Origin of the sequence: Arenibacter hampyeongensis (genome assembly GCF_002909255.1) — a bacterium.
In the GTDB taxonomy this organism is placed as follows: Bacteria; Bacteroidota; Bacteroidia; order Flavobacteriales; family Flavobacteriaceae; genus Arenibacter; species Arenibacter hampyeongensis.
The window spans coordinates 226,824-243,101 of record NZ_PIOB01000001.1 but is presented as its reverse complement, the minus strand read 5'-3'; the positions used below and the strand labels follow the sequence as shown (position 1 = coordinate 243,101).

Annotated in this window: 14 protein-coding genes and 1 pseudogene; all 15 read left to right on the top strand. The window is 38.1% G+C overall.

All coding sequences use genetic code 11. The annotated features are described in order from the left end of the window. The first annotated feature begins 94 nt into the window (after nt 1-94). The 15 genes and pseudogenes from sufB (at nt 95) to CWD91_RS00970 (ending at nt 16,263) form a co-directional block, all read left to right on the top strand. A complete protein-coding gene (gene sufB, locus CWD91_RS01040; protein ID WP_103439096.1) occupies nt 95-1,540 on the top strand; it encodes a Fe-S cluster assembly protein SufB in 1,446 nt (481 codons plus the stop codon). Nucleotides 1,541-1,695: 155 nt separating this feature from the next. Continuing rightward, the gene (gene sufC / locus CWD91_RS01035) at nt 1,696-2,448 is read left to right on the top strand and encodes a Fe-S cluster assembly ATPase SufC (protein ID WP_103439095.1); all 753 of its coding nucleotides are present in this window, start codon (nt 1,696-1,698) and stop codon (nt 2,446-2,448) included. A 165-nt stretch (nt 2,449-2,613) separates the two neighbouring features. Next, nucleotides 2,614-2,757 (top strand): annotated as a pseudogene (locus CWD91_RS22920) (four helix bundle protein); the annotation flags it as partial. A gap of 162 nt (nt 2,758-2,919) precedes the next feature. Continuing rightward, nucleotides 2,920-4,236: a Fe-S cluster assembly protein SufD gene (sufD, locus tag CWD91_RS01025; RefSeq protein ID WP_103439094.1), complete on the top strand. Its 1,317-nt coding sequence runs from the start codon at nt 2,920-2,922 to the stop codon at nt 4,234-4,236. 42 nt (nt 4,237-4,278) lie between these two features. Beyond that, nucleotides 4,279-5,505 (top strand): aminotransferase class V-fold PLP-dependent enzyme, encoded by a 1,227-nt coding sequence (locus CWD91_RS01020; protein WP_103439093.1) that lies wholly within the window; start codon nt 4,279-4,281, stop codon nt 5,503-5,505. A 106-nt stretch (nt 5,506-5,611) separates the two neighbouring features. Next, nucleotides 5,612-6,034 (top strand): SufE family protein, encoded by a 423-nt coding sequence (locus CWD91_RS01015; protein WP_103439842.1) that lies wholly within the window; start codon nt 5,612-5,614, stop codon nt 6,032-6,034. A gap of 63 nt (nt 6,035-6,097) precedes the next feature. Continuing rightward, complete coding sequence (locus CWD91_RS01010) at nt 6,098-6,430, top strand: SUF system Fe-S cluster assembly protein (protein WP_103439092.1); 333 nt, start codon at nt 6,098-6,100, stop codon at nt 6,428-6,430. Between the two features lie 93 nt (nt 6,431-6,523). Then, nucleotides 6,524-7,027 carry a DUF2480 family protein gene (locus CWD91_RS01005; RefSeq protein WP_103439091.1) on the top strand — a complete coding sequence of 168 codons (504 nt, stop codon included), beginning with the start codon at nt 6,524-6,526 and terminating at the stop codon, nt 7,025-7,027. A gap of 73 nt (nt 7,028-7,100) precedes the next feature. Further along, on the top strand, nt 7,101-8,030 hold the full coding sequence (locus CWD91_RS01000) for a DUF3078 domain-containing protein (RefSeq protein ID WP_103439090.1): 930 nt from the start codon (nt 7,101-7,103) through the stop codon (nt 8,028-8,030). Nucleotides 8,031-8,258: 228 nt separating this feature from the next. Next, entirely contained in the window at nt 8,259-8,459 is a 201-nt protein-coding gene (locus tag CWD91_RS00995; RefSeq protein ID WP_103439089.1) for a hypothetical protein, read from the top strand. 49 nt (nt 8,460-8,508) lie between these two features. Then, nucleotides 8,509-12,471: a hybrid sensor histidine kinase/response regulator transcription factor gene (locus tag CWD91_RS00990; RefSeq protein WP_103439088.1), complete on the top strand. Its 3,963-nt coding sequence runs from the start codon at nt 8,509-8,511 to the stop codon at nt 12,469-12,471. 294 nt (nt 12,472-12,765) lie between these two features. After that, the gene (locus CWD91_RS00985; protein ID WP_103439087.1) at nt 12,766-13,752 is read left to right on the top strand and encodes a hypothetical protein; all 987 of its coding nucleotides are present in this window, start codon (nt 12,766-12,768) and stop codon (nt 13,750-13,752) included. 62 nt (nt 13,753-13,814) lie between these two features. After that, nucleotides 13,815-14,276, top strand: a complete 462-nt coding sequence (locus CWD91_RS00980) for a hypothetical protein (RefSeq protein ID WP_103439086.1) — start codon at nt 13,815-13,817, stop codon at nt 14,274-14,276. 155 nt (nt 14,277-14,431) lie between these two features. Next, nucleotides 14,432-14,905: a hypothetical protein gene (locus CWD91_RS00975; RefSeq protein WP_103439085.1), complete on the top strand. Its 474-nt coding sequence runs from the start codon at nt 14,432-14,434 to the stop codon at nt 14,903-14,905. A 533-nt stretch (nt 14,906-15,438) separates the two neighbouring features. After that, on the top strand, nt 15,439-16,263 hold the full coding sequence (locus tag CWD91_RS00970; protein WP_103439084.1) for an alpha/beta hydrolase: 825 nt from the start codon (nt 15,439-15,441) through the stop codon (nt 16,261-16,263). Nucleotides 16,264-16,278: the final 15 nt, after the last annotated feature.

The following is a 16,278-nucleotide window of genomic DNA, read 5'->3' as shown; positions in this document are numbered from 1 at the left end:
ACACTGGCGGGAATAAAAAATGTACCAATGCTTGCGTTGGAGATGATAAATAATTAGCCAATTGTTACAGTAAACAATTGATAAATTAGGAAGAATGGCATATACAGAGGAAGAATTAAAAAAAGAGTTGGAAACCAAGGAGTATGAGTATGGTTTCTACACAGATATAGAATCAGATACGTTTCCAAATGGTTTAAACGAGGAAATTGTGATCGCTATTTCCAAAAAGAAGGAAGAACCCGAGTGGATGACATTATGGCGATTGGAATCTTTTAAAATCTGGAAGGAAATGGTGGAGCCCGAATGGGCAAATGTTAAATATAAAAAACCTGATTTTCAGGCTATTTCCTACTATTCCGCACCTAACAAGAAACCCAAATATGATAGTTTGGACGAGGTGGATCCAGAATTGCTGGACACCTTCAAGAAATTGGGTATTTCCTTGGACGAGCAGAAGAAGTTGGCGGGAGTAGCCGTGGATATCGTAATGGATTCAGTATCCGTAGCTACCACTTTTAAAAAGACGCTTGCCGAAAAGGGAATAATCTTTTGTTCCATTTCCGAGGCCATTAGAGAGCACCCTGAACTGGTAAAGAAATACTTAGGTTCCGTTGTTCCCCAAAAGGACAATTTTTATGCAGCCCTAAACTCGGCCGTTTTTTCGGACGGGTCTTTTTGTTACATACCAAAAGGAGTGCGCTGTCCTATGGAACTTTCAACTTATTTTAGAATTAATCAGGCTGGTACCGGACAATTCGAAAGAACCTTGGTAATTGCCGATGAAGGTAGTTATGTAAGTTATTTGGAAGGATGTACTGCACCTTCCCGTGATGAAAATCAATTACATGCCGCTGTGGTAGAATTGATTGCTTTGGATGATTCCGAAATTAAGTACTCGACCGTCCAAAACTGGTTTCCAGGAAATAAAGAGGGCGTAGGTGGAGTTTTCAATTTTGTGACCAAAAGGGGATTGTGCGAAAAAAATGCCAAAATCTCTTGGACACAGGTTGAAACTGGATCGGCGGTTACTTGGAAGTATCCATCATGTATCCTTAAAGGAGATAATTCCATAGGGGAATTTTATTCCATTGCCGTAACCAATAATTATCAACAGGCGGATACAGGTACTAAAATGATCCATTTAGGAAAGAATACCAGAAGTACCATTATTTCTAAAGGTATCTCTGCCGGGAAATCCCAAAACAGCTACCGTGGATTGGTACAGGTTAATAGTAGGGCAGACAATGCCAGGAACTTCTCCCAATGTGATTCCTTGCTGATGGGGAACGAATGTGGAGCACATACCTTTCCTTATATTGAAGTTAGGAACAAGTCCGCACAAATAGAACACGAGGCCACTACCAGTAAAATTGGGGAGGATCAGATATTCTATTGCAATCAGCGTGGGATTAATACAGAAAAGGCAATTGCCTTGATCGTAAACGGCTTCAGTAAAGAAGTACTTAATAAGTTGCCGATGGAATTTGCCGTAGAGGCCCAAAAATTGTTGGAAATAAGTTTAGAGGGGTCTGTAGGATAGGGGAATTAAGCTCTGAAGGCCAGTCTTCTTCGAGGAAGATTCATAAGCCGATAGGGATGAATACTATTGCAGGCTCAAAACAACATCAAAAAAAAGAAGATTTTAATAAAATGCCGTAGGTGCACAATTATTTAAAATAATTAGAATTTAGAACAATGCTGAAAATTAACAACTTACACGCTAGAGTAGAGGATAAGGAGATATTAAGGGGAATAAACCTAACGGTGAATGCAGGTGAAGTACATGCTATAATGGGCCCTAACGGCTCAGGTAAAAGTACCTTGGCGGCAGTTATAGCCGGAAAGGAAGAATTTGAAATTACAGAGGGAGAGGTTTATTTGGAAGGTGAAAATCTAGATGAGACTTCGCCTGAAGATAGGGCTCACAAAGGAATATTTCTTTCCTTTCAATATCCCGTTGAAATTCCTGGGGTTTCCGTTACAAATTTCATGAAGACGGCCATAAACGAATCCAGAAAAGCTAAGGGATTGGACGATATGCCTGCTAAGGATATGTTGAAATTGATTCGTGAGAAATCAGAAATGTTGGAAATAGACAGGAAATTTTTATCACGTTCCTTGAATGAAGGTTTCTCCGGTGGTGAGAAGAAAAGGAACGAAATATTTCAAATGGCTATGTTGGAGCCTAAATTGGCGATTTTGGATGAAACGGATTCCGGTTTGGACATTGATGCCCTGCGTATTGTGGCCAATGGTGTAAATAAATTAAAGAGCAAGGACAACGCGGTTATTGTGATTACCCACTATCAGCGTCTATTGGAATATATAGTTCCGGATTTTGTTCATGTATTGCACAACGGAAAAATCGTAAAATCCGGAACTAAAGATCTTGCACTGGAATTGGAGGAAAAAGGATACGATTGGTTGAAACAGGAAACGGTTGTCTAGTTTTAATGTTCAATGTTGAAAGTTTAAAAGTCAAAATTGCGTTCTAATTGTACATTAGAGATGGCCAAAATAAATTCGTTTGAAGAAATAAATGCTTGGAAAGAGAGCAGGGATTTCAATAAAGCAATTTATGGCTTGACGAATAAATGAGAGTTTGAAAAGGACTTTGATTTAAAAAGACAAATTAGAAGGGCTTCGGTAACTATAAGTTCCAATATTGCGGAAGGGTTTGAAAGGAATACAAATAGGGAATTTATTCACTTTCTATACATTTCAAAAGCCTCTGCGGGAGAGGTGAGATCTCAGTAGTATTTAGCATTGGATTTGGGATATTTGGAGGAGAAGGAGTTTATTTTATTAAAGGAAAAAATTGAAAATATATCTATAATGTTAAGTGGGTTTATAAAGTATTTGGATAAGTAATCAAGGCACTTTATAACATTTGACATTTAGACATTACAACTTGTAAAGATGGATTTAAAAGAAAAATTGGTTTCCTCATTCTTGGTATTTGAAAATGGTGTGGATGTAGATAATCCTGTTCACGATATACGGACAGAGGCCATTAAAAATTTTGAGGCAAAGGGATTTCCTACTAAAAAAGAGGAGGCATGGAAATATACTTCCTTAAATACATTGCAGAAAATAGATTACAGCATCTTTCCAAAGAAGGAGAATATGTTGGAATACAGGGATGTAAAAAAATACTTTATACATGAAATAGATACCTTCAAAATTGTCTTTGTAGATGGGGTTTATAGTTCTTTTTTATCGGAGACTACCCATGACGGAGTGGATGTATGTCTAATGAGTTCGGCCTTGAACAAACCCATGTACAAGCAAATAATAGATGTTTATTTTAATAAAATAGCTTCTAAGGACGATTCATTAACTACCTTGAATACTGCTTTTAGCAGGGAAGGAGCCTATATTTACATTCCCAAGAATAAGATTCCGAAAAAGCCTATTGAAATCGTTCATTTTTCAACTGGGAATGAAGCTGCACTATTATTGCAGCCTAGAAATTTGATAATTGCTGAAGAAAATGCGGAGATGCAAATTATTGAACGCCATCAGAGTTTAACGGCAAATGAAGTATTAACCAATTCGGTTACAGAGATTTATGCTGCCAAGAATTCCAATGTTGATTATTATAAGGTACAGAACGATTTAACAACTGCCTCCTTGATTGACAATACTTATATAGATCAGAAAGACGGTAGTGTTGTAAAGGTTCATACGTTTTCTTTTGGAGGTAAATTAACCCGAAACAACCTTAATTTCTATCAAAATGGGGAAAGGATAGATTCTACAATGAAAGGGGTTACCATTATTGAGGAAAAACAACATATAGACCACCATACATTGGTGCATCATATACAGCCCAATTGTGAAAGTCATCAGGATTATAAAGGGATTTATGGTGAAAACTCTACTGGGGTTTTCAACGGTAAAATTATTGTGGACAAAATTGCCCAAAAGACGAATGCCTTTCAACAGAACAATAATATTCTAATGAGTGACAAGGCTACCATTAATACAAAACCTCAATTGGAGATTTTTGCAGACGATGTAAAATGCTCCCACGGTTGTACCATTGGGCAATTGGACGAGGAGGCCTTATTTTATCTTCAGTCTAGGGGAATTCCAAAAAAAGAAGCAAGGGCATTGTTAATGTACGCTTTTGCCAATAACGTTTTGGAAAGTGTCCGAATCCCGGAATTAAAGGTTAGGATCAACAAATTAATTGCCAATAAATTGGGCGTTCGTTTAGGATTTGACCTTTAGAAAGTTTCTATTCAACGTAATTCCCAGCATTGAATTTTTGCCATGATACAAACTGTTTTCGATATATTGAGCATACGTTGTGACTTTCCAATCTTAAATAGGAAAGTTAATGGCTATCCCTTGGTGTATCTAGACAATGCTGCTACTTCCCAGACTCCCCAGAAGGTTATAGACGCGATTGTGGATTATTACAGTAACTATAATGCAAATATCCACAGAGGGGTACATACGCTGTCCCAAGAGGCAACAGATGTTTATGAACAGGCACGGCAGAAAATACAAAAGCATTTTAATGCCGCAAAGTCCCATGAAATTATTTTTACTTCTGGTACTACACATGGTATAAATTTAGTGGCCAATGGTTTTACCTCTTTTTTGAAAAAGGGGGATGAAATTGTTGTTTCGGCCTTGGAGCACCATTCCAACATAGTTCCATGGCAAATGCTCTGTGAACGGACAGGAGCTGTATTAAAAGTGATTCCCATGAGTTTGGAGGGCAAATTGATTATGGAGGAATACCATAAATTATTGTCCCACCGTACCAAATTGGTATTCTGTAACCATGTTTCCAATGCCTTGGGGACCATTAATCCAATAGAGGAAATTATAGCAGCGGCCCATAATGTAGGTGCTGCCGTCTTAGTGGATGGCGCTCAGGCTGCACCCCATATAAAAGCTGATGTACAGAAATTGGATGTAGATTTCTATGTGGTTTCAGCCCATAAAATGTGCGGTCCTACTGGAGTAGGAATGCTTTACGGCAAAGAGAAGTGGTTAAATAAATTGCCACCTTACCAAGGTGGGGGCGAAATGATTGCAGAAGTAACTTTTGAAAAGACTACCTATGCCGATCTTCCCCATAAATTCGAAGCTGGGACTCCAAATATTTGTGGAGGTATTGCCTTTGGTGCTGCTCTGGATTATATGAATGCCATAGGATTTGATGCCATAGCCCAATACGAACACGGACTTTTGGAATATGCAACCAAAGAACTCCTAACCATAGATGGTTTAAAAATTTACGGGGATACCAGGGAAAAAACAGCCGTGATTTCGTTTAATATCGATGGTCTTCATCCTTACGATATAGGGAGTATTTTGGATAAATTGGGGGTTGCTGTAAGAACAGGTCATCATTGTGCCCAACCCATCATGGATTTTTATAAAATACCAGGCACTGTAAGGGCAAGTTTTAGTTTTTACAATACCAAGGAAGAAGTAGATATATTGGTGGCAAGCGTGCAGCGGGCAAAATCAATGCTGTCATAACTTCATTTGGTTTATTTTCAGTCTTTTAAATAGTTGATATGCAAAATTACTTATTGTATTTTTGTATGGAATTGTTACCATTATACAATGGGCACAAAATTTGGATATGGGTATAAAAGAAATTCAGGAAGAGATAGTTGATGAGTTCTCTATGTTTGAGGATTGGATGCAGCGGTATGAGTATATGATAGAGCTTGGAAAATCGCTTCCAATGATCAAGGAGCAGTATAAAACCGATGATAATATCATTAAGGGCTGTCAGAGCAAAGTGTGGGTACATGCAGAATTGGAAGGTGAAAGGTTAGTTTTTACGGCGGATAGTGATGCCATTATTACCAAAGGTATCATCGCCATTTTAATAAGAGCCTTCAGCAATCAAAAACCTATGGATATTATTGAGGCAGAGACCAGTTTCATAGATGAGATTGGATTAAAGGAGCATTTATCACCCACTAGGGCAAACGGCCTGGTAAGTATGATAAAACAATTGAAATTGTATGCTGTCGCATACCAAACACAATTAAATTAATTGGTCTGGCCAACAGGAAATTGTTGGACAAATCTTTTTTGCAGACCATAAACATTTAAAAGAATGAGCGAAGAAATAGAAACTATAGACACACAGGAATTGGGAGAAAAGATCGTAAGGGTCCTTAAAACAATTTATGACCCCGAAATACCTGTAGACATCTATGAATTAGGGTTGATTTATGATGTTTTTGTGAATGAGGATTATGAAGTTAAAATTTTAATGACATTAACCTCCCCTAACTGTCCTGTTGCCGAGTCCCTACCTATGGAAGTAGAGGAAAAGGTAAAATCTATAGACGAATTAAAGGACGTTGAGGTAGAAATTACTTTTGACCCACCTTGGACTCAGGAATTGATGAGTGAAGAGGCCAAATTGGAACTGGGAATGCTATAGTTTGGGTCTCCAAACCCAAATATTGATTGGTGGAATATTTTTATTACCATTTTATCGGCCGGTTAAATTTGATATTGAAAAACTCAAAAAATTATGTCTGAAATTATAAATCGTGTCTCCCAAAGTAAATTGGTGACCTTTAACCTAGAGGACTTATACCCTAAGGGTACTAGGATACTTATGGATATTAAGGATTGGTTGTACGAGGGTTTAATACTGCGGGAAAAGGAATTTCGGGCACAATTGGAGGAACATGATTGGAGTGTATACAAAGATGCATATTTAGCATTAACCTGCTCTTCGGATGCCATTATCCCGGGTTGGGCTTACATGCTCATTTCTACCAAACTGCAACCTTATGCCCAGAAAATAATTATTGGCGATTTGGAGATGTTGGAATCCTCTCTTTATCAATCCATATTGGAAAATATGGACGTTTCCGAATATGTGGATAAACCGGTTATCATCAAGGGATGCTCCAATAAACCGGTTCCGCCCAACGCCTATTTATGGGCCACGACCAAAATTCAGACCGTGGCCAAAAGTGTTATGTACGGGGAAGCCTGTTCTTCGGTACCCTTGTTTAAGGCAAAATAACGACCAATATCGTTCCTTCATTTTAGCCAACATTACTTATTTTTGTGTTACTATACATAAAACACTAACTATTATGAAGAAAATTGTACTAGCAATAGTCACTTTGTTGGCTATGAACATTACCGTTGCCCAAACTTTAGATGAGTTAAAAGCTGAAAAAGCAAGCAAAAAGGACTCCATTACAGCTATACAGGGAAGGGTAGACGCCATTCAAGGTAAAATTAATGCCATACCCGGTTGGAAAAAGGGCGCTTTTGGAACCATAGGAGCCAGTCTTTCAGGTTTTAACAATTGGTATGCTAAAGGTGCTCCAAATTCCAGTGCTGGAAATATAGGTATTACCACAAATGCTTTTGCAAATCTTATTCAACCCAAATTTTTCTGGAGAAATTCATTGAATATTAATCTTGGGTGGGTAAAAATTGATGATAAGGATATTGATACCGATGACGATAGTTTTCGCTCGGCAACAGATGTTTTTAATATAACATCTTTGTACGGTCAGAAATTGAGCGATAAGTTCGCCATATCTACTTTGGGGGAGTACAGGACCACAATTATAGATAATTTTAATGATCCGGGCTATTTGGACATTGGGGTTGGGGCAACTTGGACGCCCATTACTGATTTGGTGGTGGTCATTCACCCATTAAACTACAACTTTGTTTTCAGTTCTGGGGAAAGTGTTTTTGAATCTTCCTTAGGAGCAAAAATTGTGGCCGACTACACCAGACAATTGGGTAAGGTTAATTTTAAGACCAATTTGTCCCTATTTCAGAGTTATAAAAGTGCTGATTATTCCAACTGGACCTGGACCAACTCTTTTGGATATACCTTTTGGAAGGGTATTGGCCTGGGGTTTGAATTTGGCCTGAGAAATAATAAACAGGAAGCATTAAACTATGCTATAGGTGATGATTTAGCGGATCCAACACCTACTTTTGATTCTATTGATAACGATTTGCAAACCTATTGGCTGTTCGGTCTCAACTATTCGTTCTAAAAACGTTTTCAAATGTTTAGTATAAAATAATTAAAGGCCCTTTATGAGGGCCTTTTTTGCTAAGTAGGGTTTGTCAATTTTGGTTAAGCGATATATATTTTATTCCTGTGCAATTGGAAGGTCTTTTTTCTAGTTGCCTTTAGATGAATTTCACCTGCTTTTGGGCACATCATCATAAAACGATAAGGCCAATATAGTGGGGAGTAAATTTATAGATAAATATATGTTGTGAATAGTGTGGAACTTGTGGTATACTACGCTGTTGATGGAGTTAGAAAATTATTTTTGGCTTTTGGGGATTCCATGGGAGGATATTTAATTTGCGTTGAAGTGAAGCAATTGCTTTTGCAACTGGATTTCAAAGGATTGCTAAACCTCCAATATTTGAGTGCCAGGGCCATAGAAATATTGATATTTTCTTTTAGGTAGATTGTAATTACATCAGAATTGGATATCTTGTAGGTATAAACCCTTGGAGATGAAAGCATTCATTCTCCCCCTTTGTTTACTTCTTACTTCTTTACTTCTTTCCCAAAGGAATGAGGATACATTTGAATTGGGTTTTTTCTCAGTTAAAAATTATAGCCACGAGGATTATCAGGCTCACCATCAAAATTGGTTTATTACCCAGGATAGGGAGGGTCTTATTTATGCTGCAAATGGAGAGGGAATCCTGGAGTATGACGGGGCTACTTGGAGGTTTATTACATCACCTGGATTAAACGCCGTACGTGCCGTAGTGGTGGATGGGAATAATACAAAGTGGGTAGGGGGAGATAGGGAAATGGGTTATCTGGAATCCGATTCCTTAGGATTTCTCGTGTATCGTTCATTAGCTGCAAAAATTCCTTCAACCCATCCTTTAAATGCCACAGTTTGGCGAATATTCCCAGATGTGGGGCGAATACTATTTGTGTCCGACGACGAAATTTATAGTTGGCAAGATGATGAAATGAAAATAATACCTCACCCAGGTGTAATCCATAGGGAGTTTCAGGTGAACGGAAAAGTCTATATAAGGATTTCGGATCAAGGAATCTATGAACTTCAGGGAGATTCCTTGGAGTTAATACCCAGCGGAACATTTTTCAAGGATTTAAAGGTACTGGTTGCATTGCCCTATAAAAGAGATATGGTGCTTTTTGCAACAAGGAGCGCCGGTCTATTTATCTACACTGGAAAGGAAATATTAAAAATGGAAAGTGAAATAGACCAATATCTCAAAGAAAATCTATTATACGCAGGTCAGCAAATGCCCGATTCTACATACGCCTTTGCGACTTTAAAGGGAGGTGTGGTCTTAATGGATCGGTATGGTAAACGGATTGGGACGATAACAGAGGACGAGGGAATTTTAAATAATCAGGTCCACGGAATGGTAGTCGACAATCGTAAAGCCCTATGGCTGGCCCTGCAAACTGGAATTTCAAAAATTGAACCTCATTTGCCATATGTTTTTTATGACAAAAGATTGGGTCTGGAGGGCACGGTTTCTGCCATAACAAGTTATAAAGGTGAATTGTACGTTGGCACCTATAACGGACTTTTTAAGCTAGGTCAGAATATGGAAAACCGCTCTCTTGAATTTAAGAGAATAGAAGAAATAGGAACAGGTTGTTTTTCTTTACTTTCTTTAGGAAACGAACTTTTGGCTGGTACCGCAGACGGGACATTTTTAATTTCGGATAATACGGTGACTAAGATTGCCCATTTGCCCGGAACACGTGTATTGCATCAATCCACAACCGATCCCAATAGGGTTTTTGCAGGCCAGATGTATGGTCTTTCCACCATTTATAATAAAAATGGACAATGGCAGAAGGAAATGGATATTGATCAAATTGTAGAAGACATAAAGTATATTGATGAAGATAATAGTGGTGCCATTTGGCTCGGAACAACCTTGAATAAGGTTATTAAACTTACTTTTCCGATTTCAGTCTCTCCGGCTGAACTGAGTTTGGTTGAAATTAAGGTTCATCGATATCAGGATGGCCTTCCTGAAGGGCCCATTAATATGTATCTAATTGAAAATGAAATATTGGTCACTTCCAACGGGGCGAGTGGACCATTATTTAAATTGAATGTTGATTCAGAATTATTTTTGCCTGAGGCACATTTCGGAAAAAAGTTTGGCCTGGATTCGCTTTATCTATATCCAAGAGCTTATCAGAAAAATGGCGGGCATGTTATTTTGGAATCCAATCCAGTAGAAGGTAGGCGATATCGATTTTCTGCTTCACCCATTGGCCATGGCCAATACTCGGTTAGCAGAATTTATGATGAGCGCTTTAGAAGTACCACGGAATTCAATGCTTTTTGGGATTCCGATAATGTTCTTTGGCTAGGAGGGGAAGAAATAACCAAGTATGACCTAAAAAGCACTTTTGATTTTCAGTTGCCATTCAAGACCCATATACGACAGGTAACCTTAGGGCAGGATTCGGCTATTTTTGGTGGAAGCAGTAATATTGCATTAAGACCACAATTAAAATATTCCAATAATAGCCTCCGTTTCGAATTTGCCGCAATGAGTTCTGAGGAGAATAAATATCAATATCAACTTGTAGGTTTTGATGAGAAATGGTCCGAATGGTCCAATGAGACAAAGAAGGATTACACCAATCTTAGGGAAGGTGATTATCTTTTTAGGGCAAGAGCACACGATATTTATGGCGGTCTAAGTGCGGCTGGATCGTTTTATTTTGAAATACTTCCTCCCTGGTACCGGACATGGGTGGCATATCTATTCTATCTGCTCGCATTTATAATATTTTTATGGGCTATGCTAAAATTGCGTTCTAGACAGTTAAAAGCAAAAAACATTGCGCTGGAAAAGCTCATTGCACTTAGAACTTCAGAAGTTAGGCATCAAGCAAACCAATTAAAGGTCCAAGCTGAAAAGTTACAGGAATTGGACAAGGCTAAATCCCGATTCTTTGCCAATATTTCGCATGAGTTTCGTACCCCCCTCACTCTAATAAAGGGACCTATAGAGAATTTGGAAAAGAATTTTAATCAAAAACTTAATATAGAAACTGTAAAAATGATCCGCCGGAATACCAACCGTTTGCTACATATGGTAAATCAACTACTGGATCTTTCAAAAATTGATGATGGAAGTTTAAAATTATCGCCAACTGAGGGGGATATATTTAAATGCCTAAGAGCTGCTACCTCTTCATTTAATTCACTTGCAGCACAAAGAGATATGGATTACCGAGTGGAAATACCCAGTACCGTGCTATGGGCTTCCTTTGATCGTGATAAATTGGAAAACATAGTTTATAATCTACTTGGTAACGCTTTTAAATTTAGTGAGGACGGTTCTGATATAGCTTTTGCCGCCGAATACAGTGAGCAGCGGCTGCAATTTAAGGTGTCAGATTCGGGAAAAGGGATTCCTAAGGAGCAACTCCCCTTTATTTTTGATCGCTTTTATCAGGTGGATAATAGTACTACCAAGGAGAAAGAAGGTTCAGGGATAGGACTATCCCTCTCCAAGGATCTTGTTGAGCTAATGGAAGGAACTATTACAGTATCCAGTGATGAGAATAAAGGCACTTACTTTATTGTGCGATTGCCTTTGCAAAAGATAAGGATAACCTCTAAAAAAGCAGAGGAATTAAAACTGGAAAATGAGATTTTTGAATTGAGCCCCAGGACCTATGAGCTTGTAAGCAGTGACAATCGGGATATGCCCAATATATTATTGGTAGAGGATAATCCCGATATGCGAAATTATATAAAAGGACAACTCAGCCCTCTCTACAAGGTAAAAGAGGCGGTTAATGGAGAGCTTGGCCTACAATTGGCTATTAAGAACCCACCAGATCTTATTATTACGGATCTGATGATGCCCAAAATGGATGGCATAGAGCTCTGTAGAAAATTAAAGACACATTTGAACACTAGTCACATCCCAGTGATTATGTTGACGGCCAAGGCCGGTATGGATAATAAAATTGAGGGCTTGGAAACAGGGGCTGACGATTATTTGACCAAACCCTTTGACGGTAAGGAATTGTTGGTCCGAATTAAGAACCTGATAAACCAGCGGCAAAAACTTAGAGAACTTTTCACCAATAAGGAAGTACAGATAGACCCCAAAAAAGTAACGGTCACTTCTATCGATCAAAAATTTTTGGAAGATGTATTGTCTTTGTTGGAGCAAAAATTTGCCGACTCTAGTTTTGGGGTACCTCAAATGCAGGGGGCATTGGCAATGAGCAAAACACAATTGCACCGTAAATTAAAGGCCTTGACCAACGAAGCGCCAGGGGAGCTTCTTCGGAACTTCAGGTTAAAAAGAGCGGCGCAATTACTCCTGCAAAAAGCGGATAGTGTTACCCAAATAGCGTACAGGGTAGGTTTTAACAACCTCTCTTATTTTGCTAAGTGTTTTAAAGAATTGTACGGTGTTCCACCGTCGGCTTATTAAATTAAGTTGCCGGATGGTATAAGTTGTAATTGTTACAAGTATTGTTTTTCTTTTTAGCACCTTGGGAATCTCCTATTTTCAGCACGAAAATCCCCATTTTTTACCATCCATTCCTGAAAAATTTCCATTTATCATATTTTTATTTCCATCTATAACATCAACCTCAAATTCTATTCTGGAACTAAGGTGTTAGGATATGGAACCAGGTTGTTAGTTTTCCAAGCATCGTTGGAATAGCTTTGGGTTGTACCTGGATTTCCCCCCTCAAGTTTATAAGATTTTAAAACTCATATTATGGAAACAACAAGAAACTTTAGGGAAATTGGACTTCGAAGAATTGTAAAATTAATTAGAACCGTTTGGGTTATACAGGTCATGTTGGTGGCAATTCTAATTTTAACGGCATTAAGCTGCATAAAATCAGATGCGGATACCGCAATGTATCATACTGGCAAAATAAACGGAACAGTAAAGGATAAACTGGGTAATCCATATCCCAATACTTTAGTAACCTTTACCAAGGGATCGGATAAAATAGAAATGCTCTCCAATGTGGAGGGTAAATTTTCTGTTGAGACAAAGAGTTTAGGGGTTTACAGTGCTAGTATTGTGCCGCCATTGTCCTCAGAATTGGTGACGGCCATGCCAATTTCGGTTAATCTTAGGCCACATCGGGATGCAACTGTTCATTTTGTGATTGAGCCCAAGCCTGTGGTAGCTCACTTAAATTTTGGAAGTGTTCAGTTATTGGAGGAGATAGTAGACCAGGATGGTAATACCCCAATAGACCCCAATGAACTCCTTTTTGCTGCCAATATTTTTGATGACCCAATTGGTCTATTAACTCCAATAAAGGCTCTGGATGAACATCAAATAACTTTATCGGAATTTCAAGCCGCAAATGGGAATATGATTGTTCACTGTAATGGCAATTCCTCCAAGGTCGAAGTAGCTCTTAAGGGAATGATTCCCAAAGGTACCTATACTTTTTGGTTGGCCTATCTCAATACAACTAGGAAGGTAGGCGAACAAATAGATTTTATGAACGATTTTGTGAATTTCAATAATCCACCTATTGGACCAGAATCTGGTGAAGGAAATATTGCAGTGGCTAACGAAGAGGGAGATCTGAATGTTACTTTGGAACATGGTTCCTGTATCCTCACAGATGAAGTAGGTCTGGTGATACCTGTGCTATATCATATCAATGGAAAGACTTTTGGAGGTGGGCACGTTCCAGATCCTGAGGAAATGGTCCATATGTTGGTTTATTTCCAATAGCAATAAACTTAGCTTCATAAAATGTTCCCCAATATATAGGATGATAATTCAAATGAAAAGTTATGAGAACAAGATTTAAGCCTTTAAATGGAACAATTGGACGGGCAATTCAAAAGCTTTATAGTGTTGCAATAGTTGTAACCCTCCTAATAGCTGTAACAGGCTGTAGTAAAAGTGATGACACTGCATTGGACGGTCCGATTACTGCCGGAAAATTGAGTATTTCTGTTGATGGGGTCAATAATTGTCAAGGAGGGACCATTATAACCCTTAAGGTGCCCTATACCTTATCGCAGCCTCTCAAGATTAAAAAATTGAGATTAAAAACAACATTGTCCAATGGAATGGTCTCCAATTACACCGACACTACCTTTCAGGACAATGGGAGTAACATCGAATTTATGGAATGTATTGTTTTTGACAATATTACATGGCAAGATTATGAAGTACAATTGGAATCAGAGGATGGAAAGATGAGCAACACAACCAAAGGAAGGTTAAACAAACCCAATGGAGCCAATTAGAAAAATAGTTGCTTGGTCTTGTTAAGGTATAAGCGATGGTGTCCAAAATCAAAGCATATTGTGAACACCATTGCTTTTATAAAACGCCCAATTTTTAACTGGATTTATAACATGTTTCCCCAAATAAAGGACGTTAATATAAAAACATAGAAATTATGAAAGCAAAGTGTAAGATTAAAAAAAACAAAATTGGAGATATAGTTGTGGGGATATTGGTGTTTGCAATACCATTAATTTTTCTGGCAACTGCCATGGGCTGCAGTAAAAGTGATGATGGAGTCACAGTGACTGCCATTAGTAAAGTTATCATTAAAAGTAAATCGCCCAATACCCCTGCTTCCTTAAAATTCGATGAAGAGGTTATCCTTATTTATGATTACGAAATCGCAGACCCCAATGGTGGCAGAATATGGATTCAGCCTTATACCAATGGAGGTATTTCCCCTAAATATAGTTATACCTCTTCACCTTTACTCACTGGAAAGGGGACTAGAACGGTTATGGTTTCCATTACATCTGGCACTAATTCCGTGGTTGTGGATCAATTATTGATCAAAATTGCATCGTCGGACGGCAATCAAACTGTCTCGGAATCTTTTGAGGCTGTTAACTATACCTTTTCAAATTAGGATTGCAGTAAAAGAGGTACAGAGGTGATTTCTATTTTTACTGCAACCCAATCCAGCAGTATTTCCAACAAAAAGAGAAAAAAAAACCCCTCATTCGAGGGGTGTTCTTTTAGTTAAGTAGGTCTTTCTGTAAAATTTGGTCTTTTATCTAAAACTTTTATTTTAAGGTTAAGTGCTGATTTGGGGAAAAAGCACTTCGAATTAAGTTTTGCGTTCAATTTGGGGTTAAACACTATCACTTAAATACAATGTAAAGATATAAGGAATAGGCAGTTCTGCTCAATTTTTGTTGTGAACGCACTCGAGAATGTTGTGAAAAAAACCAACGGTATCGTTTCTTCGATAAACGGCAATAAGTTTATTCCCATTGGGAACTTTTTTAAGATTTAAAAATCCTTTAATAGGACAATTTGACCTGTATAAATAGCAAAATGTAATCAAAATACTCAGGTACACAATACATTAGGTTTACTTAGATTATTCTGTTGTTTTAAAACCAACTATCTTTGTCCGCATTTGTTCGGTTAAAAATTATGGAAAAGAGTATGTTGGAGAATAATATTGATGGGGATGGAAGTCAACTGGAAAATCCTATTTCCCATTACCCTGAGATTCGGATTATAGCGGATGATTATGAAATACCCCAGTTGAAAAGGAAAAGAAGGATATCGGTACTCCTTCCTCATGGCTATGAGTCCAGTTCTATAAGCTATCCGGTTTTATATTTACACGATGGCCAAAATCTATTTGATGGCGGCGGACCTTATGGCAACTGGGCCATAGATGAAAAGCTTTCCGAGCTGTCCAAAAATGGAATGGGAGATATTATTGTTGTGGCCATAGACCATGCAGAGGAGGAAAGAGTATTGGAATTTTCTCCCTTCAAAGAAACCAAATGGGGTAAAGGGGACGGAAAGAAATATCTCAAGTTTTTGGTGGAAACACTAAAACCTCATATCGACAAAAATTTTAGGACCTTAAAAGAAAGGGAGTTTACCGGAGTAGGAGGGAGTTCCATGGGCGGACTAATAAGTATTTATGCAGGGTTAAGGTATCCTTCAGTTTTTGGGAAATTGATGATTTTTTCACCTTCACTGTGGATTACCCCCAAAATTTATTTTGATGCCATAAATTTCCATCAACCCTACCCAACCGATATCTATCTTTATGCCGGTGGCGATGAAAGTGTTCATATGGTCCGGAATGTGGAAAAATTAAAGCAAATTCTGGAAGAAAAGAATAAAGAAGGCACCAAGGTAAATATTGAACTCCATATTGATCCCGATGGCAAACATGAGGAATGGTTTTGGAGTCAAGAATTTCCCACGGCTTTGGAATTCCTTTATTTTAGGAACTAATTAAAAAGCACTTTT